16 protein-coding genes are annotated in these 22,265 nt (G+C 46.3%); 14 read left to right on the top strand and 2 right to left on the bottom strand.

The genetic code is table 11. The features are described from left to right. Positions 1 to 32: 32 nt before the first annotated feature. From NYE74_RS21260 to NYE74_RS21250, 3 genes are all read left to right on the top strand, one after another. Positions 33 to 791, top strand: coding sequence for an SDR family oxidoreductase (locus NYE74_RS21260; protein WP_036623533.1), 759 nt, complete (start codon positions 33 to 35; stop codon positions 789 to 791). 24 nt (positions 792 to 815) lie between these two features. Beyond that, positions 816 to 1,745, top strand: a complete 930-nt coding sequence (locus NYE74_RS21255; protein WP_316561154.1) for an oxidoreductase — start codon at positions 816 to 818, stop codon at positions 1,743 to 1,745. Between the two features lie 160 nt (positions 1,746 to 1,905). Continuing rightward, positions 1,906 to 2,898 carry an NADP-dependent oxidoreductase gene (locus NYE74_RS21250; protein ID WP_316561155.1) on the top strand — a complete coding sequence of 331 codons (993 nt, stop codon included), beginning with the start codon at positions 1,906 to 1,908 and terminating at the stop codon, positions 2,896 to 2,898. Positions 2,899 to 3,046: 148 nt separating this feature from the next. Here NYE74_RS21250 and NYE74_RS21245 read toward each other — a convergent pair whose 3' ends face one another. Next, a complete protein-coding gene (locus NYE74_RS21245; RefSeq protein ID WP_316561156.1) occupies positions 3,047 to 3,367 on the bottom strand; it encodes a cupin domain-containing protein in 321 nt (106 codons plus the stop codon). An 83-nt stretch (positions 3,368 to 3,450) separates the two neighbouring features. Further along, positions 3,451 to 6,252 carry a heparinase II/III domain-containing protein gene (locus NYE74_RS21240; protein WP_240751709.1) on the bottom strand — a complete coding sequence of 934 codons (2,802 nt, stop codon included), beginning with the start codon at positions 6,250 to 6,252 and terminating at the stop codon, positions 3,451 to 3,453. Between the two features lie 257 nt (positions 6,253 to 6,509). On the opposite strand from NYE74_RS21240, the gene NYE74_RS21235 reads away from it, so the two are divergent. From NYE74_RS21235 to NYE74_RS21185, 11 genes are all read left to right on the top strand, one after another. Then, entirely contained in the window at positions 6,510 to 7,406 is an 897-nt protein-coding gene (locus tag NYE74_RS21235) for a carbohydrate ABC transporter permease (RefSeq protein ID WP_330164923.1), read from the top strand. Positions 7,407 to 7,430: 24 nt separating this feature from the next. Then, a complete protein-coding gene (locus tag NYE74_RS21230; RefSeq protein ID WP_155621032.1) occupies positions 7,431 to 8,306 on the top strand; it encodes a carbohydrate ABC transporter permease in 876 nt (291 codons plus the stop codon). A gap of 82 nt (positions 8,307 to 8,388) precedes the next feature. Further along, on the top strand, positions 8,389 to 10,170 hold the full coding sequence (locus NYE74_RS21225; RefSeq protein WP_155621002.1) for a sensor histidine kinase: 1,782 nt from the start codon (positions 8,389 to 8,391) through the stop codon (positions 10,168 to 10,170). Continuing rightward, positions 10,133 to 11,755 (top strand): response regulator transcription factor, encoded by a 1,623-nt coding sequence (locus NYE74_RS21220; protein WP_155621001.1) that lies wholly within the window; start codon positions 10,133 to 10,135, stop codon positions 11,753 to 11,755. The genes NYE74_RS21225 and NYE74_RS21220 overlap by 38 nt, the downstream gene beginning before the upstream one ends. A gap of 301 nt (positions 11,756 to 12,056) precedes the next feature. After that, positions 12,057 to 13,448: an ABC transporter substrate-binding protein gene (locus NYE74_RS21215; RefSeq protein WP_155621000.1), complete on the top strand. Its 1,392-nt coding sequence runs from the start codon at positions 12,057 to 12,059 to the stop codon at positions 13,446 to 13,448. A gap of 603 nt (positions 13,449 to 14,051) precedes the next feature. Further along, a complete protein-coding gene (locus tag NYE74_RS21210; protein ID WP_240751710.1) occupies positions 14,052 to 14,345 on the top strand; it encodes a DUF6809 family protein in 294 nt (97 codons plus the stop codon). 397 nt (positions 14,346 to 14,742) lie between these two features. Beyond that, on the top strand, positions 14,743 to 16,728 hold the full coding sequence (locus NYE74_RS21205) for an RNA-directed DNA polymerase (protein ID WP_341005171.1): 1,986 nt from the start codon (positions 14,743 to 14,745) through the stop codon (positions 16,726 to 16,728). A 520-nt stretch (positions 16,729 to 17,248) separates the two neighbouring features. Continuing rightward, entirely contained in the window at positions 17,249 to 18,385 is a 1,137-nt protein-coding gene (locus NYE74_RS21200) for an SIR2 family protein (RefSeq protein ID WP_155620998.1), read from the top strand. A 201-nt stretch (positions 18,386 to 18,586) separates the two neighbouring features. Continuing rightward, positions 18,587 to 19,225 (top strand): hypothetical protein, encoded by a 639-nt coding sequence (locus tag NYE74_RS21195; protein WP_155620997.1) that lies wholly within the window; start codon positions 18,587 to 18,589, stop codon positions 19,223 to 19,225. 129 nt (positions 19,226 to 19,354) lie between these two features. Next, on the top strand, positions 19,355 to 20,116 hold the full coding sequence (locus NYE74_RS21190; protein ID WP_155620996.1) for an HNH endonuclease signature motif containing protein: 762 nt from the start codon (positions 19,355 to 19,357) through the stop codon (positions 20,114 to 20,116). Positions 20,117 to 20,231: 115 nt separating this feature from the next. Further along, positions 20,232 to 22,178 carry a hypothetical protein gene (locus tag NYE74_RS21185; protein ID WP_230877218.1) on the top strand — a complete coding sequence of 649 codons (1,947 nt, stop codon included), beginning with the start codon at positions 20,232 to 20,234 and terminating at the stop codon, positions 22,176 to 22,178. The last annotated feature ends 87 nt before the right edge of the window (positions 22,179 to 22,265 follow it).

Here is a 22,265-nt window from a genome sequence, read left to right as displayed (position 1 = left end):
TATACCGGATAAACCAAGGGAGGAAGATGAAAATGGAAAACAATCCAGTAAGTAAATACGCAGGCAAGAAAGTAGTGATCACGGGAGGCAGCAGCGGGCTTGGCCTCGCGACAGCGAAGCTGCTGGCGGATGAAGGAGCACGCGTTCTGATCACCGGCCGTGCCCAGGCTAAGCTTGACTCAGCTCGTGAACAACTTGGCAACAACGCGGTCGCAGTGCAAAGCGACGCCGCGTCGTTAACGGATATCGACGAGTTGGCCGACCGGGTAAAGGCCGAGTTCGGAACGATCGATGCCCTGTTCGTAAACGCCGGCATCACGCGCTTTGTCCCCTTCGAGTCGATGACCGAAGAAGTGTACGACGAGTTACTTACAGTCAACGCCAAAGGTCCGTACTTCACCGTGCAGAAACTTGCCCCATTGCTAAACGCAGGAAGCGGCGTGGTGCTCACCACCTCTATCACGAACGTAGTGGGTATCCCGATGATCAGTGCGTACGCGTCCAGTAAAGCAGCGCTGCGCTCCATGACTCGTAGTTTGGCCCGCGAGCTGTTGCCGCGGAAGATTCGTGTCAACGCGGTCAGCCCCGGCCCCATCGACACCGGCATCATGGAGAAGTCGATGCCGAAGGAAGCTGCAGAACAGACCAAGGAACAGATGAGACAGCAGATCCCAATGCTGCGTTTCGGTGACCCCCTCGAGGTTGCCAAAGCAGTCGCATTCCTTGCGTTCGACGCGACTTACACAACCGGAGCCGAGTTCCCTGTGGACGGAGGCGGCTCTCAGATCTAAGTTCGGGAGGAAGGACGAAACCACATGACAACACCATGGACAGAAGACCACATGCCAGATCAGACCGGACGAGTGGCCATTGTAACCGGATCTAACAGCGGGATTGGTTGGGAAGCGGCGCGGGCGCTAGCCAACAAAGGGGCGACGGTCATTATGGCCTGCCGCAGTATCGCTAATGCCAACCTTGCCGCTGACCGAATTAAAGCACTTAAGCCGTCGGGCAAGGTCGTAGGAATGGCGCTCGATCTGGGCGATCTGGCGAGCGTCCGCGCTTTTGCGGCGGCCTTTCGCCAGGACTACCATCGGCTTGATCTCCTGATCAACAACGGCGGCGTGGCGAAGCCGCCTTACGGGAAGACAGCGCAGGGCTTCGAGCAGCAATTTGGAATCAATCACCTGGGGCACTTTGCGCTGACCGGTTTGCTGCTGGATCGGCTCGACGCGACGCCGGGCGCACGCATTGTGACGGTAAGCAGCTTGTCGCATCGGTCGGGAATCATTCACTTTGATGACCTGAACTTGGAGCGGAATTACAAGCCAGCGCGCGCCTATGCTCAGAGCAAGCTGGCGAATCTGCTGTTCACCTACGAGCTGCAGCGCCGGCTTGTTGCGGCAGGCCGATCAACGCTGGCAGTAGCTGTGCATCCGGGCTGGACAGCGACCAATGCGCTGCGGCATTCCAGCATGATGCGGCGCCTGAATCCGCTTTTTGCCCAGACCTCGAAAATGGGTGTCTTGCCGACCCTTTATGCGGCCACTGCGTCAGATGTCCGAGGTGGAGATTACTTTGGGCCAAGCAGTCTCGAATTGCGCGGCTACCCCAAGAAGGTGGAATCGAGTGCGCGCTCGCATGACGAAGCAGTCGCGCGGCGGTTGTGGACGGTTTCCGAGGAACTGACACAAGTGAAGTATGCGCTCGCGCCGGCCCCGGTATTTAATCAAGATTTACTGTGAAGAAAGCTTCCTGATTTCGCTCATAAGGCCAACATACGGTTAGTCAGGCCATCACCTTTGAACAGAATTTATGAACGGCCTTCATGCATCAATCCCTAGAAACACCGTTTGAATTGATGTAAAAAACATTATTTTCCAAAACAAAATGGAGGTTATCGAAATGGAGAATTTAGATACGTCGAGCAAAGATGTGAACTATCAAGCATCCAGCCCTGCTACTATGCGGACGATCCGCTTCCATGACTACGGCGAACCGGCCGAAGTCCTGCGCATGGAACAGGTAGCGGTCCCTGAACCAGGCCCAGGACGCATTCGCGTGACGGTGCGAGCTTGCGGGCTGAATCCGGTCGACTGGGGCATATGCAAAGGGCTATTTCCCGGTAATCTGCCCCGCGGTATCGGGCTGGAACTGTCCGGGATTGTGGAGGCGGTCGGTGCGGACGTCACCGACGTCGTCATCGGTGACGCCGTCCTGGGCACCACCGACTTTGCCGGCGCCCCGAGCGCCGGCGCGTCGGATCGGGCGATCATGGACCATTGGGTCCGCATCCCTGCAGGACTTGAGTTCGTGCAAGCTGCGGCGCTTCCAATGGCGGTCACAATTGCATACAACCACCTTAAAGCACTAGGTGTTAGGCCGGGCCACACCCTGCTGGTGCACGGAGCAGGCACAATGATGGGCTTCGCTGCCGTCCAGATCGCCCTCATGCACGGCGCCAACGTGATCGCTACCGCCGGTAACACTTACGCCGACCGGCTCCGTGCGCTGGGAGCGGCAGTGACTTCGTACGGTGACGGAATGGTCGAGCGGGTAACCGAGCTCGCCGGACAGCCGGTGGACCTGGTTCTGGACACTGCACCGGTCAGCGGCGTAATACCCGATCTTATCCGGATCGCCGGTGGTGATCCGCGCCGTGTTCTAACCATCAGCGACTTCGCCGCAGCCGCCGAACTCGGCGTCCGCGCCAGCACCGGAGAAGACCAGACCTTCCGCTATGATGTTCTCAGGGAGTTCGCCCAGTACGCCGCAGACGGCAAGTTCACCGTTCCGGTCGCCCAGACTTTCGCCCTTGAGGACTGGCGTAGAGCACTCGACATCAGCCAGAGCGGACACGCCCGCGGCAAACTGATCCTCCTGCCTGCCGGCGACTGATGTAGAAACTTGCTCTTCCGCGAGCGGGTTCTGCACGGTGGTCCGGTGTGACGTATGTCGTCGTAACAATTGGTTCACGAGGCGATATATAAATGACCCATACAAGTCACTTTGTATGGGTCATTTTTGTAGTTTGTTCAATAAAATTCTATCTCTTCACCAAATCCTCGCGAATCGGCGTAAACACGTCCAGCAGGGCGGAGTCTTCTTCCAGCGCGGTGACGCCATGTTTCGCGTTTCCGGGAATATTGATTGTGTCTCCAGCTCCAATGCAGTATTCCCGGCCATCGATGCGGAAAATAAAGCTTCCGCGCAGGCAGTAGCTCATCTGCTGGTGGGGATGGCTATGCTCGTAGCCTTCGGCCCCTTTGGCAAAATGCACTTCCATCATCATCAGGCTGTCCTCGGCTCTTAAAATGCAGCGTTTCACGCCCGGTTCGGCATTTTCCCATACTCCAATATTGCTCATAGATTTAACTCCTCCCGTATTTATAAAAGTTGAACTAATGTGAACGGAAAAGGGGCAGACGTGTGAAATGCTCCCTTTTCGAATTAATCGGATTGCGGCAGCAGGACGCAAAGGCGGTTGGCTTCTATTTGCAGCGATTGTCCGTTAAGTTCGCCGCCGTTTCCGCCGTTTTCTCCGTTTTCTCCATTCGCCTGATTCTGTCCGCCCAGTAATCTCAATGATCCCAAGGCTGCTAGATTTAAAGTTTGCGTCCGCTTCGACCCATTCACTACAACGATACACCAAGCTCCGTCAGGTTTGACGATCTTGTAGCAGCGCACCTGCGGCGGCCGAGGATCGGAATGGGGGGCTTCGGTTTGGTTCGACGGCCGGTTATCCCAATGGGCAGCTTGGGCTGACAGCGGATCATCCAATTGGGCAGTTTGGGCTGACAGCTGATCCTCCAATGGGGCGACTTCGGTTCGAGCCGGATTGTCCAATTGGATAGCTTCGATATGAACGCTCAGTTCCCCTTCTTCATGGGGATGCAGCAGCACCAAATAATCGTTGTTTGCCCGGCCGTATACTTTAAAATGCTGCTGCACCGACAGAGGGTAGTTGCCGGCGACGGCGCCTTGGTCCATAACGATCACAGGCCGCTTCGGTTCGGCGATAACGGCGCTTAAGTGCATTCCGCCCAAACCGTGGGCTTCGATGTGCTGCTCCCCGATATCCGCTTCGGTGCTCAGCGTGTGCAGGTTCCATACCTGTCCGGCCTCGCCGTCGATGTGGTCCCAGACCAGATAGACCTCCAATCCGGCTTTGATAAAAACAAAATGCCGATGATATTCGCGGATGTTCGGATCAGGGATCCGGCTTCGGACATAATCCAGTTCCGCGGAGAAAACCACCTGTTCGCAGTGACTGCGCAGCGGGACTTCCTGCCATTCTCCCGCAGGGCCGGCAAACTGCACGACATTGTGGGCCGCGCTGGATACGTACCAATGCCGGTCGCCATTGTAGTAGCCGCCGGTTCCCGAATCGAGCGTCAAAGGCACCTGGTTGCTCCAGATCGAGAAATGCCCTTCATCGTGATGGGCATGGTACGTAAGCGGGGAAGCCTCGTAGATCGCGTAGTGTTCATACCGGTTCGGGCCCTGCGGATTGCGAAAGATCACGTATCCCATCCCGGGATAATGAATCGAACCTAATTCGGGTGCTTCTTCCGGCAAATCCGGCTTGGGGAACAGCAAGGCCGCAAGCGGGTAGGGGAAAGCTCCGGTATCCCGGACAGGCGCACCCCCGCGCCGCCAGGCCCACATCATGTCTTTGGCCAACTTGGGGTCATTCTCCACGAAAGAAGGAGCCGCATAGCCCAGCAGCCGGAACCAGTGCTCCTGCACATTGGCATCGCCCACCGCAGGCGTCAGCATGACGGCGGGGCCGTCCGGCCCGGCTTGCATCCGATCCGCGGGCACGGCCGTTCCGATCAGGAAACGGTACATGCCTTTGACCTTCTCATGCTGAAAATAATCCGCTCCCTTGAGCCGTTTCAGCAGGACAAAGAACAGAAAATAGCGATGGAGCACCGCGCCATGGTAGCGGATATTTTCCGGCCAGGCTCCGCAATCGTCCACGACATGATCGAGCTGCCAATCCACCACCGACAAGGCATGCTCCAGATATTCCTCCGCCTTCGGCTCCTGCGGGAACAGCAGGGCATACACCCCCAGGCCCGTGGCCCGGTCCGCGTTCCAGTTGCTTCTCATCCCGCCTTTTTCGTCCGGGAATTCCGCAAGGTCGTAGCGGTAATACCCCGTATCCATCATCAAATTGGCGATGTAGCGGAAAAACGCCAGCAACATCGCTTCCTCGTCCGGGTCCGGGCCAAACACACCGGAAGGGGCAATCTGACGATAGATGACCGAGAGCACGGCCAAACCTCTGCCGATATGGACCGCTCCATAAATATCATCGTCATGCCAACCCGTGGCTTTAAAAATCTCCATGCCCTGGATCATATCGCACAGCATGTACAGCAGTTTTTGCTTACAGCGCTCGGCGCTGGCGAGATCGCCTTCCACCATGAACCGGTTGGCATCCGCTCCGGCCGCTTCCAGGAAGTAAGCCCAAGGGCTTGGCGTGGCCCGGTTGAAGGGAGGCGAACAAAGGGAAGCTTCGCGCTCCAGCGGACCTTCGTTCCCCCGGAAACGAACCTCCGTATAAACGCCAACCGTTAAGGGAGCTTCCAAACTCAGCGTAATCTGGACGCTGTAATGTTCGCCGGCCCGCACGGGGATCGGCGTGTCGTAATGCAGCACGGTGTCCACATCCGCGAAGGCATTGGCCACGTAAACGCACTGTGCTTTTGCCGTGGTGTCCACACCGCCTGCCATGGTGTCCACGCCGCTTGCCGTGGTGTCCACACCGCTTGCCACAGTATCCACGCCGCTGGCCGTCGTGACCCCGGAAGGCTGTAACGCCGCCGCGCCCAAGGACAGGGGGAGCGGCCGCAGCTCGCTGCCTTCCGCCACTTCCGCCTCCCAGTGGGCCAAATCCTGCGCAAAATTCGCGTTGTCCAGCTCCACGGGCAACCCGCGCTGAGAATGCGTGAGTCTCATGTCGCTGATGCGGGCGATCCCTTTTCCGGCGAAATGAATGGAAACCAAAACATGCCGGACTCCCTCAGGCACCTTAAACACAAACGGATACGTACGAAAATTGGCTTGCTCTTCAAGTGGAGCGGTCATGGCTTGGGCGGCATAACGCTCCGAGAGCTCTTTTTGCCGCAGATACTCCTGCTGCAGCGCGGGATTCATCCTGATACGGTTTCGCACGGCTTCCAGTTCATCCGCATTGTACAAGCCGTAAGAGGCTGCTGCCCCCTTGCCGTTGATAGGCTTCATCGTCCTCGTCAACCTCCTGAAAGATGAACTTTGAATGGCACGGGATAGTTCCAGTTCAATGATGGTCATTTCTCGTTCTTATTGTAACTGGATTTAAGCAGCCGCCGGGATGGAGAAACAAGCGAAGGGGAGGGGACAAATCGACTGAAAAGTGATTTTCCCCCCTTAACACAGTGGGTTTCTCCCTAACCGCTTGCGCCTGCGGACTTTTATCTTAGGATTAAGAAAGGCAACGCTTGATGACAGGAGGAAAAACAGTGAACAACGCAAAACGCCAAATCCATGCCTGGACGTTCGTCGCGCCGAGTTTGATTTTGACGCTGGTGTTTGGGGTGTACCCGATTTTTTGGGCGCTTAAGTACATGTTTTACGATTATCAGGGGTACGGTGAACCTTTGTTTATCGGCCTGGATAACTTCACGAGGCTGATGCGCGATACGGAGTTTTGGCAGTCGGTCGTCAATACGCTGGTGTATGCCGGCGGGAAACTGCTGGTGACGATTCCTTTGTCTTTTGTGCTGGCGGTGATTTTGAACCGGGCGTTCGCGGGCAGGCAGCTATTGCGGGCGGTGTATTTCCTGCCCACCATTGTAAGCGCCTCCGTGATGGCGATCGTATTCTACGTCGTGTTCAACTCGTACAACGGGACGATCAATCAGATGCTGCTGGCCTCCGGCATCATTTCGGCCCCCATCGACTGGCTGGGCCCCAAATACGCCTTGCTGACCTCGATTATCATCGCGATTTGGGGGGCGATCGGCAACTATATGCTGCTGTTCCTGGCCGGGCTGCAAAATATCCCCGAAGACCTGTACGAAGCCGCTTCGCTGGATGGGGCGGGACCGATCCGCAAAATGTGGAGCATTACCGTGCCGATGCTGGGACCGGTGCTGCAAATGATCATTATGCTGGCGATTACTGTTTCGCTGAAAGGGTACGAGAGCATCATGGTGCTGACGGAAGGCGGGCCTTACGGCAAGACCAATGTCATGTACCTCTACCTGTATAAATTGTTTTTCCCGGTCTCCAGCGGGGGGGCCAGCGCCCAGCAGTTCGGATACGGCAGTGCGGTCGGTTTTGCCACGGCGGTCATCGTCGGGGTGATCACTTTGCTATATTTCCGTCTATCGAAAAAACTGAACGAAATCTACTGACAGAGAGGAGAGTAACCGATGAATATGATAGAGGCGTCCAAGGCCGCACCAAGAAAAAAAGCCATCCCATGGCGCAAGGCAACATCAAGCACATTATTATGGATATTTCTTTTGATCGTCGCCGCATTCACTTTATTTCCGATTTTGCTCGCTTTTTTCGGGTCCTTAAAGTCGAATCTGGAGTTGACCACGGGTTCCACCTTGCTGCCCAAAGAGTGGAAATTCAGCAATTACGCGCAGGCCTGGGAGGTCGCCAATTTCGCCCGGTTTACCTGGAACAGCGTATTTACCAGCTTTTTTACGACGGTTGGCACACTGCTGATCGGGACGATGGCCGCGTATGCCGTGGCGAGAATCGATTTTATCGGGAAAAGGTTTTATGTGCTGCTGCAATCCTGCACGTTGTTTATTTCTATCGGCGCGGTGGTGCTCCGGCCGCAATTCGATTTAATGGTGGCGCTGCACCTGCAAAAATCGCTTTGGGGCGTGATCATTTTGCTGATCAGCGCCCATGCCACGGTCTTTTTTATGCTGATCGGGTTTGTGCGCGCCATTCCGAAGGAATTGGATGAAGCCGCTTATATTGACGGCTGTAATTTTTACAGCACGTATTACCGGATCGTTCTGCCTTTGCTGGCCCCGGCGTTGGGCGTGGCCGGCCTGTGGAGTTTCCGCGGGGCGTGGAACGAATATATTTTGCCTTTGGTGTTTACGATGACCCAGCCTGAATTGCAAACCTTAACGGTGGGGCTGGCCAGTCTGAAATACGGCGTGGGCGACGCCGCGCAACCGCAGCTGATGCTGGCCGGTGCCTGCTTGTCCATCCTGCCGATGCTGGTGGTTTACGTGTTCGCCAATAAATCGTTTATGCAAATGACGGCGGGTTCGGTGAAGGGCTGACCGTCGGCTGCCCCCATTCCGGTACAATTATTAGTTCAACTTATATCATGGCGGGCAGACATTACGAGGGAGCGTGACGGCATTGAAATCCTGGATTTACCGGACTTCGCTGCAAAAAAGGATATGGATCTCTTTTGCTGTGCTGACGGTGCTTTGTATCGCGGTGACGGGCCTGTGTTCCTACTTGATCGCCGCCCGGGCGATGGAGCGCAATTCCGTGGAGTTGAACCACAGCGTGCTCAATCAGTCCGTCAACGTGCTGGATCAGAAGCTGAAGCAGATCGTCGTGGCCTCGTCCACGATGACCCTAAGCGAAACTTACAAACAAACGATTCGCGATATCCAGGCTGACAACCGCAGTCGGTATTTTGCGAATTTTTCGCTGCTTCAAGGGCCTTTTACGCAAGCCGAGCTGACGGAAAATTCGATCGACTCGATCCTGATCACCACACCCGGCGGCGACTTCTATTCCAGCGGCAAAATCCGCAAAGCAGGCGTGCCGTTTACCTCCACCGCCATTTATCAGCGGATCAAAGAACATCCCGACACCCGGTGGATCGAGAGCCATGAGGACGAGCTGTTTGTCGGAAGTCACCGAGTCGTTACTTTAGTCATGCAAGCGCTAACAGATAGCTATGTCCCCGATGTGTTCCTGATCGTCAACGTCGACGAGAAGATGCTGGGCCAGGTGGTCCGGGAAGGGCTGAACCCGGGTGCGGCGCATTTTTTGCTGATCAACACCGCCGGGGCCAGCGTGCTGGGAGATCAGGGACGGCCGGAATGGACGCGTTCGCCGGAATTCATCAATCAACTACGGGAAAATAAAGCCGGGAACTTCGAATATAAAAGCTCGGAAGGCACGATGCTGGTCAGTTACGCTTCCTCCGCGTTTGCCACGGACTGGATTTTGGTCAGCTATTTGTCCAAAACGGATCTGCTCGGCCCGGTGCTCCAGATTAAGTGGCTGGTGCTGGCGATCATGGCCTGCTGCATCCTGATGGCGCTGCTGCTGGCCCGCTTCTTGTCGAGGCTGCTGCTCTCCCCGCTGCTCAAATTGCAAAAAACGATGAAACGGGTGGAGCAGGAGGATTTGCAGGCGCGGTTCGTAAGTCCGTTCCAGGATGAGATCGGCGAAGCCGGGCGGAAGTTCAATCAAATGCTCGACCGCATCGGGCAGCTCATCAGCGAAGTGAAGGAGACGGAGAAAGAGAAGCGGAAGGCGGAAATTAAAGCGCTGCAGGCGCAAATCGATCCGCATTTTTTATATAACACGTTAAATACGATTTTCTGGAAATGCGAAATGGACGAATACGAGGATGTCAAAGAGATGGTGCTTTCGTTATCCGCGTTGTTCAAGTTGGGGCTCAACCAGGGACAGGAAATCACCACGCTGGGCCGGGAGCTGGAGCATGCCCGCCAATATTTGAACCTGCAGCAGCAATGTTATGAGGGATTGTTTCAATATGCTATCCATGCGCCGCCCGAACTGCTAAACTTGCCGGTGTTAAAAATCATCATTCAGCCGCTCGTGGAAAACTCCATCCTGCACGGCTTGCAGGACAAGCGGGACTCCGGGATGATCAGGGTCGCGGCGGAGGCGAGGGGCGGCAGCTTAATCATCACGGTTACGGACAACGGGGTTGGGTTTGATGCCGAGCAAATGAACGATAAACTGCAGCACCCTGCGGACGGCAAAGGGTATGCGTTATCCAATATTTGCAATCGGTTAAATCTGTACTACGGCAGGGAGGCCGGGCTGCGCTTCAGCAGCCGCCCCGAGGAAACGGTGGCCGTCATTACCATTCCAATGGAAAGCGGGATAAGCGATGAATCAAATCGAACCGATGAAAATCTGCATTATTGATGATATTCCGGCGGTCGTGCGCGGACTGTCCACACGGATTGCCTGGGAGGAGCACGGCCTGACGGTCGCGGCTACGGCCGCCAATGGCCAAGAGGGGCTGGAGTGCCTGCGCCGGGTCCGCCCCGACATCGTGCTGACGGATATCCGCATGCCGCTGATGGACGGGCTGGAGATGATGCGGACGATTTTGCCGGAGCTGCCGGAGGTCAAAGTAATCTTTTTTACCGCGTATACCGATTTTGCCTATGCCCAGGAGGCGGTCAAATTGGGCGCGTTCGATTTTATCGTCAAGCCCTTTACCCCCGCGAGCGTGCTGGATACGGTGCTGAAAGCGAAGGAAGCGCTGGAGCGGGAGCGGAGCAAAACCGAGTACATGCAGGGCATGGAGCGGAAGTTAAGGGAAAGCTTGCCCTATCTGCGCCAGGAGTTCATGCGGCTGCTCATCCGTTATGGCACCCGGCAGCAGAGCCAGAGCCGGCAGTGGGATTTTTACGGGATTACGATGGAGCCCAGCGGCTTTTGGGTGATGGTGGCGGAGATGGACGGGTTTACGCAGCGGACGGCGGAATTGCCGGTGAACGAGGTGGAGCTGATCCGGTTTGCCGTGCAGAATATTTTGGAGGAGACCGTCTCTTCCTATACCAGGGGCATTGTGTTCCGCGAAAATATCAACCAATTCGTCATCGTCGCCAATCCGGCGGCCTCCCTGGATGCCGGGCAGCTGGCGGAGAAATGCCGGGAAAATGTCGGCAAACATACCGACTACACCGTGTCGATCGGCTTGGGCGGAGAAGTGCAGGAGACGGCACAGTTGTCCGCTGCGTACGCACAAGCGCTGGCCGCGCTGGCCAACACCTTTTTGTCCGGTGGCAACAGTGTGTATCTGTACGGGGAGGGGGACAGCCGGGGCGCGGCCTGGCCGCAGTATTCCTATGACAAGGAGAAGGAGCTGTTGTTCTGCTTGCGTTCGGCGAATGTGGACAAGGCGGAGGAGCAGCTCCACAGCATCTGGGACGAATGGATTTCGGCCAGCAAGCATCCGAACCCTGCGCTTTTACAAACGTTATGCCTGGAGCTGGCGCATTCGATTCACCGGGTGTTTGCGGAAAAAGGTTCGGCCGAGGAGATTCAGGAGCTGGAGAGCAAGCTGGCGGAGATGAACAAGGCGGCCACGTTTGAAGCGCTGTGCGGCTTGATCCGGGATTTTTGCCGGCAGGGCTGCGCCCAATTGCGGAAGCGGCAGGTGAGCGAATCGCGGCTGCTGGTCGAGCGGGGCGTTACCTACATTCAGAGCCATCTGCAGCAAAATTTGTCCGTAGCGGACTGCGCTAAAGCAGTGCACTTGAGCCCGAGCTATTTTTCCAACTTGTTCAAAAAAGAAATGGGCGTCACCTTGGCCCAGTATATTACCCATTGCCGGATGGAGAAAGCGAAGGAACTAGTGCTGGAAGGGATGCAGGTGCAGGATATCGCCGGATCGCTAGGCTATGAGGATCGTCCGTATTTTACCGAATTGTTCAAAAAGCATACCGGGATGACGCCGACGGAGTTTCGGATGAAATATGCCGCGTGTGCAACGGAGTGAAAGTGCAAGTTCAAAAAGTCGGGTTTCCAGGACCGAGAAGGTTGGATGAAGCTAGGGACTGAGTAGCGGAGCGTAGATAGATCTACGTGAGCAACGGAAGGCCCGGCTGAATTCAAGATTCGACGTCGAATCCACTCCTTGAATTGCTTCGTCATGGGAAGACGACTTTTTGAACAACCTCTGAAAAAGTGGTTTTCTCTCCCTTGAATAGTTGTTTCTTCCTTCACGAGATGGGCGGACGTTGATTTATATTTTTATTGAGAAATGAATGCGATTACATCATCTGAAGGGGGCAATTGGTATGAGACGCAAAAAGTGGTTCGTATCCGGACTGGCCTTGCTGATGGCAGGAGCCTTGGCGGCCTGTTCCTCGGGGGGCGAGAAGGCGGATCCAGCCGCGAACGCCGGGGCCGAAGGAAGCAAGACGAAGCTTACGTATTGGACGATCGACCGTCACGACACCGATTTTATCGAGCAAAAAATCAAAGAATACGAGGAGCAAAATCCGGACATCGACATTGAAATGAAGGTGATGGCGGATAACTACGTGCAGTCCGTGGAAATCGCTTTTGCCAGCAACCAGGCGCCGGACATTTTGCGGGTGGACACGGGGAATGTGCCGACTTGGGTGAAGCGCGGCTACCTGGAATCGTTCGATGAGTACATCTCGCCGGAAATGAAGGAAAACTTCAAAAACGTCCTGATCGAAGAGAAAAACATGGTCGGCGGAAAAATCTACACGCTACCGAATATCGGCCAATTCTGGAGACTGATCTATAACGTTGATCTATTTGAAAAAGCAGGGATCGACGGGCCGCCAACGACGCTCGCGGAAATGGTCGAGGACGCCAAAAAGATCACGGAAGCGGGCAAGGACACCGGCGCTTACGGGTTTGCCGGCAACTTCAAGAGCGCCAGCGGCTTTGAGCGGATCGCTTACCCGATCGTGTCGCTGAGCACGAACACGGGCAACGAAGGCTTCAACTTCCAAACCGGCAAATTCGATTTTACCGTGTATAAAGAAGTGCTGCAGGCCTTGCATCAAATCAAAGCGGACGGCAGCATGCTGCCCGGCTCCGAATCGCTCGACATTGACCCGCTGCGCGCCCAGTTCGCGCAAGGCAAGATCGGCATGTACTTCAATCACTCGGTAGAGCCGAGCGTGTACAAGACGCAGTTCCCGACGGAAATCCGCTGGGCCGCGGCGATGCCGCCAACGCTCGACGGCCAGCAAAACGGGGCCGATCAAGTTATCGCCGGCAGCTATTTGGCCATGAGCAAAAACTCCGAGCATAAAGAAGAAGCCTGGAAATTTATCGAATGGATGTACAGCGACGACGTGCAGGTCGCTTACCAGGAAGGCGGATACGGCGTTTCCGTCATCCCATCCGTGGCGGCCAAAGCCAATGCCCCGGACATCGCCGGCATCGAAAACTTCCTGCCGACCTCGCTGGACGGCATCTACCCCGCCACCCCGCTGGTCGCCACCGAAGGCCGCGTCGAAGGCGCCAAAAAAGTCGATGTATTCAACAAGTTCATCTTCGACGGCCAGGACCTGGACAAAGTACTGAGCGATTTGAACGCCCGCTACAATGCCGCGCTTGAGAAGGCTAAAGCAGCGGGGGATACCACGGTCGAAGCCGACCCAAACTTCAATGCGGCGAATTTGCAGGGGTCGTTGGTGGAGAAGTAGGATAGGAATACGAAGACAAGCCCATTGAGCAACTTGGGCTTGTCTTTTTTCGTATAATCAAAGGCGCTTCGCTTATTCGGTAACTGCTTTTCTTCTCAATATGTGAATCAGATAATCCGCAACAAGCCCCGCGAAAAAGAAGCTCCCAAAGTGTATCAAATAAGCCGGAAAATGTAGGGGGATTAAAGCACTATTCGTCACCCATTTTGTATTACCGGCATCCACAATCCAATTTGTAAAAGGCTCAGTGAACTTAATGGAATCGATTAGTGGGTTGAATCTTATCAATAGGATATTGGCTAAGGCGCTTCCTAAGTAGTCGCTTAAGCATATTAAGATGCTTATGATAGAGAGCCAAAGGGTGGTTCTTTTTAATAGGGATATGGGGACCACCTCCATTGATTTCCACATTTTATTGTATCATTGAACCTTTAAGTATGGAAATTAACGAATGGATGTCTGTGGTGGGGACAAATCGCTTATCAAGAGGGCGGAAATACAATATGCGAATATCGCATAAAATTCAACTTGCTGCAATCGTTTGAGGTAAACTCGTCCTTGAGGGGAGTCATTACCCCAACAAATTATTAAGAGGGTGAGCCAGTGAAGAATATTATAGAAGAATTATATTACGGCAACCTGCATCCCGAAGGGTTTATAGTCCCCACAGATCCCGAATATCGCCCGCTCAATAGAAAAATTTCCGATTTGATGGAAGAAGCCAAACGAAACTTTTCGGAGAACGACTTCAAAGCCCTTGAGGAAATCTTGGATTTGAACGGGGAAACTAGTTCTATGCTTACAAGTGAGGCTTTTGTCCAGGGGTTTAGGATGGGGGCTTTGATGATGGTGGAGGTGTTTTGTGGGGAGGGAAAGGGGGTTGAGAAGGGAGATTGATAGAAGGCAGAGAAGCTGGGGCTTTGAAAAATAAAATTGGGAACTGTATGTGCTTGCTGTTATGTGAATATGATACAGATTCAAACTTTCGCTAATTTTAGCGGGAGTTTTTTTATTTTCGAGCAAATAATTATTTGTTCGGCATATTATTCCAACTTATAATAGAATAAGATTAGTTCAATAAAACTAGTTCTTTTGAAAGATTATTCGTATATTTAGTTGTGTTCTGTTAATTCACGAATTTCGTGAAGTGTATGTTATAGGAAATCAGTTTGAAAGCAAGACAATAACTAGTCATAATCTACTTTGAATTAACATTAAGAGCAATTTGAATAGAATTCATTTTAACATTTCTCCTGTTTATTATGTATAAGAAAATTCCTTTAGGAGCCTAACTATGACAGAAAGACATGAAATTGCAAGAAAAATAATAGCGAAGGGATATTTTGCAAAAGAGATTCCCTGTGAATTTAAAACAACTAAGTTAAGTGAATGTATAGATGAGCTTGATTTAACTCAGTCAAATTTGTCTAAGAAGGGTTTGAATAAGTGGTGTAAATTGATAGATTTTTCAACACCTAAATCGGAAAACTTCAGAAGGAATCTTGCAGTCCCACATCCGCTACATTATATATTATTAGCTCAAACAATCGAAAAGAATTGGGATAGTCTAAATCAGCATTTTTTAAAATCAAAATTTTCTTTGACTACTCCAGCAATTTCAGAAGACAATATAATACCCAAATTTTCCATGTCTGAGAAAATTAACAAAAGAATACATAATCTCGTTTCGAAAAGATATATATTACAAGCTGACATAACAAGATATTATCCAAGTATTTATACACATTCTATCCCATGGGCGTTACATACTAAAGAGATAGCGAAAGCAAAACAAAAAGATGATACTCTCCTTGGAAATGAAATTGATAAATTGCTAAGAAATTTGCAGGATGGGCAAACTATAGGGATACCTATTGGAGCAGTGACTTCCTTGGTAATACAGGAAATAATAGGTACTGCAATTGATGATGAATTTAAAACAGAATTTGGTGATAATTTAGTAGGTTATAGGTATACAGACGATATGGAATATTACTTTAGTTCAGCAGAAGAAGCCCAGCGAGCATTAAATATTTTGAATAAAATCTTGAAGAATTATGAACTAGATCTAAATAATTCAAAAAGCAGAATTGTTAAAATACCTCAAGTTTTAGAGCCAGAGTGGCTGTACTATTTTAAAAAGTTTGAATTTAGAAGAAATGTAAAAGATAATAAACAATCAGCAAAACTACAACATACTGATATTAAAGAATTTTTTAGTTCAGCTTTCAAATATAAGATTCAAACAGATGAAAAAGGCATCTTAAACTATGCTGTAAAAGTGTTGAGGAGTGTAGTGATTCATAAAGATAATTGGGATATTTTTGAGTCCCTTTTACTACAATCTATATTGGTAGATTCCTCAATAATCCCTACTGTATTTGAAACTATTGAAGGTTATAAATATAGAGGTTACCCGGTGAAAAGTGAAAGAATAGAAGACTTTATCAATACGCTTATTAAAAATAATATAGAGTTGAAAAATGATTTTGAGGTATCATGGGCGCTTAGTTTTGCTGCAAAATTAAACATACCTATAGTAGCAGAAGTAAGTATGCTTTTGTTGAGAAGTGATAATCCAATAATAAACATATTGACAATGATATTGCATTCAAAAAGTCTTCTGAAAGGGGACTTGGATTTTTCATATTATAAAAGTCTTTTGACAGAGGACAGCCTTTATGATATTCAGTGGCTCTTTTACTACGAGTGTTGTATTCATCGTTGGTTAGGTAAGGATGAAAATGATCCGCTAGTTAAGGAAGATAAGTTTTTTGTACAACTCTTAAATCACAGAATATCATTTGTTGATCCGACGTACTCAATAGTATTAGAAGAATTAAAAAAATCAATTATTTCTTTATCTATTAAACGTCATAGAACTGACCTGAAAGATTTATCGGCTACAGATTTATTTTCGAAAATCATTGAAGAATACTCTTTTAGTTTAGATGATGAATTGATGAACGAGTTGAATGAAACAGTCGAAAAAGAAATAAATTTAGCTGAGAAGACAAATGAAGAAGCAGAAAGCACCACAGACGAAGGAAGAGAAGAAGTAAAGAGCACAGGCGAAGGAAGAGAAGGAGTAGTAAGTACAGACGAAGGAAAAGAAGAGGCAGAAAGCACAGACGAAGAAGTAGAAGAAACAGTAAGCACACAGTTAGTGCCTAGAGAAGAGAGACAAAATAGTAATAATAACTGGATATTCGAGTTCCTTACAACAAATATAAACAAAGCTTCTAAAGTTCGAGGGGTGAAAATAAAAGAAGAATATTAAAAACTTTCTTAATATCATAGACCTACAGTCATAAAAGTTTATATGTGAGTTTCTCTAGAAAATGGCAAAAATTTAAAGGTAAATCAGTTCAATGATTATTTTAGTAAATCAGAGAGCAATGATAAATTGATTTGGATATTTATAACTATAAAGACATTCTTTATTTGAATGGACTCTCTAAAGTGGTTTTGAAATATATAAAAGTACTATATTTATTTCCTTGTGCAGAAGGGGGAGTAAAAAAAGTTAAAATATATAAAATAGTGCTTCAGAGAAAAGGAAGTATACAATTGTTTTTGGAACTGTTAAATAAATGTATCTTGAAGAAGGGCTCCAACATCTTATACCACTTTATAATACTATATTCAAGCATCGAGGTTATCACCCCGTTATGTTTAATGTATAATCATGGAAGAAAGCTCAGACAACAAACGACCCAGCCTAAGATAAGAGCTATCTAAGGCTGGGTCGTTTCGTGAATACCGAAATTAAAGCAAGTTATGAGAAAGGAATTTAAAACATGACAAAACCATTATTTTTATTTGGTAATGGCTTATCTGTTGCACTATCATCTGAATTCGCACTAAGAAACATAACAACGAGATTTATTGACGAACTAGATCAAGAAGATAGAGATTTCCTTATGCAATTATGTGGTGGAGAAGATGGGTTATCATTTGATGATTTTGAATCTAATTTTACTTATTTAGAATCAGCTTACGAAAGTTTAGTGAAATATAACTCATTCATTGAATCAGAAGTAGGGAAAACTTTCCTAAGAAATTTTAACTTAAGTAATCCTGAACTAAGTAATCATAAAAAAATTATTGAAAAGATTTACAGAAAATATATAGCAAGAATTTTAGAAATCATTCACGGGAATGTACACCTGGATGCAATAGAAAGAAAACTTGGAGGATTTACAGAGTTTTTTGTAAGAAATCTAAGGGAAAGTACCAAGGGTTTTGTTTTTACTTTAAATTATGATCTACTGGTCGAAACAATTCTTTTAGAGAAACTTGGTACTAATTATTTTACGGATTTCTGTTTTTCTGCAAATAAATTAAAAGATACTAATGTTTCAAAATTCGACTTCAATCCCAAAAGAAATGAAGGGTACTATTCCGATTCTCAAAGACAAGTAGAATTACATCATCTTCATGGTTCGTTATCACTCTTTTACGATTATTCGAGAAACCGAGCGACAAAACTAAAAAGTGAGGATATTGGGTTTGAGGATATTTATAAAGAGATATATGAAGAAAATCTACCCCTGATTCCGGCAATAATTACTGGTGGAGGCAAATCAGATAAAATTGTTCAGTATCCGTTTGAATTTTACTATAGGGCACTAAAAGATATTTGTGATTTTGGTGAAGCATCCAAGTTGTTTATTGTGGGATACAGTTTCAGGGATGATCACATTAATGATCTAATTATTCGCTGGACAAAAAATGTAAAAGATTACACTAAAGGTTTACTAATCGTTGATTATAAAAATTCTAATGAAGATAAGGAAGCTTTTAAGGAAGTTGTTCGTAAGGCAATTAGAAAGAGACCAGCTATACCAGACCATTGTTTTGAATTTGGTGGAGCTAATAACATACATGATGTTGAGGGAACTGAAGCTAAGGAAATTAACAAACTGATAAGATAGGCGAAAGTAACTCGATGATGGCTTTAACATCGTCTAATAGCAATTCACCCATCGGGCCTCTAACGAGCCGTTCGGTGACAAAGTGGATATTCAAAGGGGTTATTTTATCCGATCACTACGTCGTGGCGGGTCCTTCGAATAAGATGAGGGGGTTCGTGAATGCCTATATGCTAGATGAAATTCCTGTAAGGAGGATAGTATATGTTGTGGTTAATATATAGTGATTATTTAAAGCAGAATGTAAGAGTTACTTCATATGCGAAATTTTTAAACTGGTACGTATGGGTTATTTTCTCTTTTATGATGCTAATAACAGTCGGTTTATTTATTTGTTATTTGTTTTATGAAAATTCATGGCTTGTTATATTATTGCTTGTTAGTGGATTTTCTGGAGAATCATACTTTGGTTATGAATTGAGAAAAAGTGCTGTTAAACATATAGGTACAACTGAAGAAAACTATGAACATGATATTAATGTTTTGAGAATAATTCTAAATCAAAGAAATGTAAATAGTATTTCTCAAATAGAACAATTATTAAACCAAATTGATGATGAGTTACCAAATTTAAAAGTAAGTGAAAATATATTAAGACCTTTTTATACAATAACTACCGTAATACTTGTTCCTATTTTGAGTTTATTTATCAAGTGGTTGCTGGATAAGGATCATAATGGTTTTTTAATAATGATACAAATAGTTGCATTGTGCTTGATGATTTTTAGTTTGTTTTTTATGTTAAAACCTATTATTGAACAAATAGTAGACATTTCCTTTAGAAGAATGAATCAATTAAAGAGAATGTTAGAGGATATTAAAATCATCGACTTTCTTAAGTAGCTGAAGAAATTTGTAACTTTATAATTACTTCCAAAGAGAACGTATGCTTGTTGCAATATAACCCCTTTTTTCGTTAGAAACACGATACGTTAAGCGAATACTATTGATTCTTATGAAGGTGATTAGATTATGTCAATCTCCGAGAAAACACGAAAGATTCTCTGGGGGAGGTCTGGAAATAGATGTTCAATTTGTAAAATTGAATTAGTTATAGAAGCAACTACGCAAGATGCACCCTCAGTCATTGGGGAAGAATGTCATATAATTTCAGGTCAAGTAAATGGCCCGAGATATAATTCAAATTACGATAAAGAATTGATTGATTCTTATGAGAATCTAATTTTATTATGTAGTGTACATCATAAAATGATTGATGATCAGCAAGAAACTTATACGGAACATATATTGAAACAAATGAAAGAAAATCATGAACAATGGGTTGCAAGAAGACTTAGTGAGCAAACTGAAAAAATTGAACCACCTAGAATTAGAAGAATAGAGGAAAATATTCCCGAAGTTCTCCCAAGACTTATTAATGGTAAGGATATTATTTCGATTATTGATGGGGCTATGGGTTATCAGTTTGATCATGATGTGTTATCAAATGAGAATCACATTGAACTAATCTCGGGATTTTTTCAGTATATTCAGGATTTAGGGGGGATACTTAACGAGTTTGAAGCGGGTGAGAGAGTAAGACAAAGCTATGAGTTAACAAAACAAATTAATGAGTTAATGGATAATGATTATTTTGTTTTTGGAGCACGAGAAGTTCGGATACTAGAAGGCGGAAGAGGAGAACCTACTAATTTTCCAATTGCTATAATATACATTAGGCACAAAGATAATACAGAAATTCTTAAGATAAGTTTAGATGAATCTGAGGAGTAAATAGGTCAACATAATGATCCAGTAACGTATAAGCTATCATTGGGGCTATTAGCGTTGGAATACTAGGATGTAATGAGAAAGCAATGCGATTTATTAAATTAAATGAGGAGAAGAAATGGAAAGAGTAAAATTTTACTCAATAAACGATTTGACTTATGGATATAATCTAAAAAAATGTCAGGATCTAATAAAAGATTATGATACCGGTAAAAAAGTAGTAGAAGATATTAACGACATAATTGAAATATATAATGTTAAAAAGTATTTTGATAATGAAGTTTATTTTGAAGAATGGACTCCTGATTTTATTGAACGATTCAAGATAATAGTTAAAAAGTGTTTTGGTATTGCAGCTAGAAATTTTAAATCATCAATTAACGATGATACCATCATTAGTATCTATAATGTCGTTGAGTTTTACTACAAAAATGATTTTTGGGAACTCTTAGAAAAATTATCGGTCTATGAAAATATTTCACATGAAAAATTTCGTGAACTATTAAATGTTACGAAAAGATCGTTATGCGAAATAATGAGATGTAAGGATATAACAGATCACTTTGGTGAATTAATTAAAAAATATATGCTTAATAATCCCTCATCTGCCCAAATACTTCTGGATAAATATGAAATAAAACATCATCGAGAAAAGGATCCAATATATATTCCGAGAGAATTAAGTAATTCAGACAAAGAGACGATTATTTGTAATTATATTGACAGTGAAGACCCTAGTTTGAATTATCTACGACTAATTACCAATATTCAAAGTAATAAGGATAAGCTCGAAATTTCGCCGAAAACTATATTAAAGTCAAAAAGAAAAGTAGAAGAGCTAGAAAAGCAATTTTTTAAAGATAACTCTGGTATGGAAATTGAAACCACAGTCATTTTTTCCAAATCACAAGATGAAGAGGTTCTACTAAACTTTGAAGGTCAATCAATATCTGCTAGCTACAGTACCAAGTGGATTGAGAGGAATACCGATTATGCTACTTTACTAAATAATTTTATATTTCTATTTGAATTTGTAGATAAACAAATGAGATGTACTCTTGCTAATAAGTCGAGTGAGATGGGGGTATTTGAACAATTACTACTTACATCTTCCCAAAATGCTTATAACAAAGGTTTTGCATTTGAACAAAAGGATGCGTTCTCATTACTACAAATGGCAGGTTATTATAGCCATCTCTTTAGTATTGGTATAAGGTTGGAGGAAGTTATTGAATGGTTTTTTGAAAATTACCTTGCAAATGAATTTGATGAACATAACTTCAAAGTAACTATGCCTTCAGCTAACTCAACTTTTCTCGAAAAGTGTACCAATATTATGCCAGCATTGGAATCAGTATTGAAACAATTTACTTTATATGTTGAGGAGGGGCATATTGACTTCGAACTTCTTGAGATAAGATCTGAACATCTAATTTACAAGAACATTCCATCAATTGTTGACAAAAAATATGTCTATGGTTCAGGTAGTGAGTTTAACTCAGTAACCTTTTTACTTTTTTCAGATCAAAGCGGTTTGGGGTATCATGGAAAATTTAAAGAAAAATATAACAATTTTTTTGAATTACTGTTTAATGAAAAATTAAAGCTAAGTGAAATCGCCAATTATAATGTTTCGAACGTTAACTGGCTAATAGATCTTAAGTATCTGTCAGTTGATAAAGACGAATACGTTGTTTTTAACAATAAACAGCTGATTTTTATACTTAAGGATTTATATTTGAATGATGTAATAAGCTATTGGAAATATTCGAAATTCAGTAGAACAATTATTGATGATTTAGAAAAAAGAAATGTGGTTGAAATTGAAAGTTCTCTTTTTTCGAGACCGGAACAAGATTACATAAACTACACACTTAACAAATCACAATTCAATAACGGACTAGACTTAAGAAATAAATACAGTCATACTCAGCCAAATAGTGGTGAGGATGAAAGAATTCATAATCAAAATTACTTGATATTTTTAAGATTGTTTATTATTGCAATTATAAAAATTAATGATGATTTTTGTACATATAAAGAAGTAGAAGATAAGAGAGAGTGATTATTTTAAGGTACATTAGAATCAAATATGGCCTGGCGGCCACCGCCATATATGAAAAATATGGGTTGTACACGCACTCACTTTATG

The organism is Paenibacillus sp. FSL P4-0127 (assembly GCF_038007325.1).
GTDB classification, from domain to species: Bacteria; Bacillota; Bacilli; order Paenibacillales; family Paenibacillaceae; genus Fontibacillus; species Fontibacillus macerans.
The sequence above is the reverse complement of the archived record's forward strand: the minus strand, read 5'-3'. Positions and strand labels throughout refer to the sequence as shown.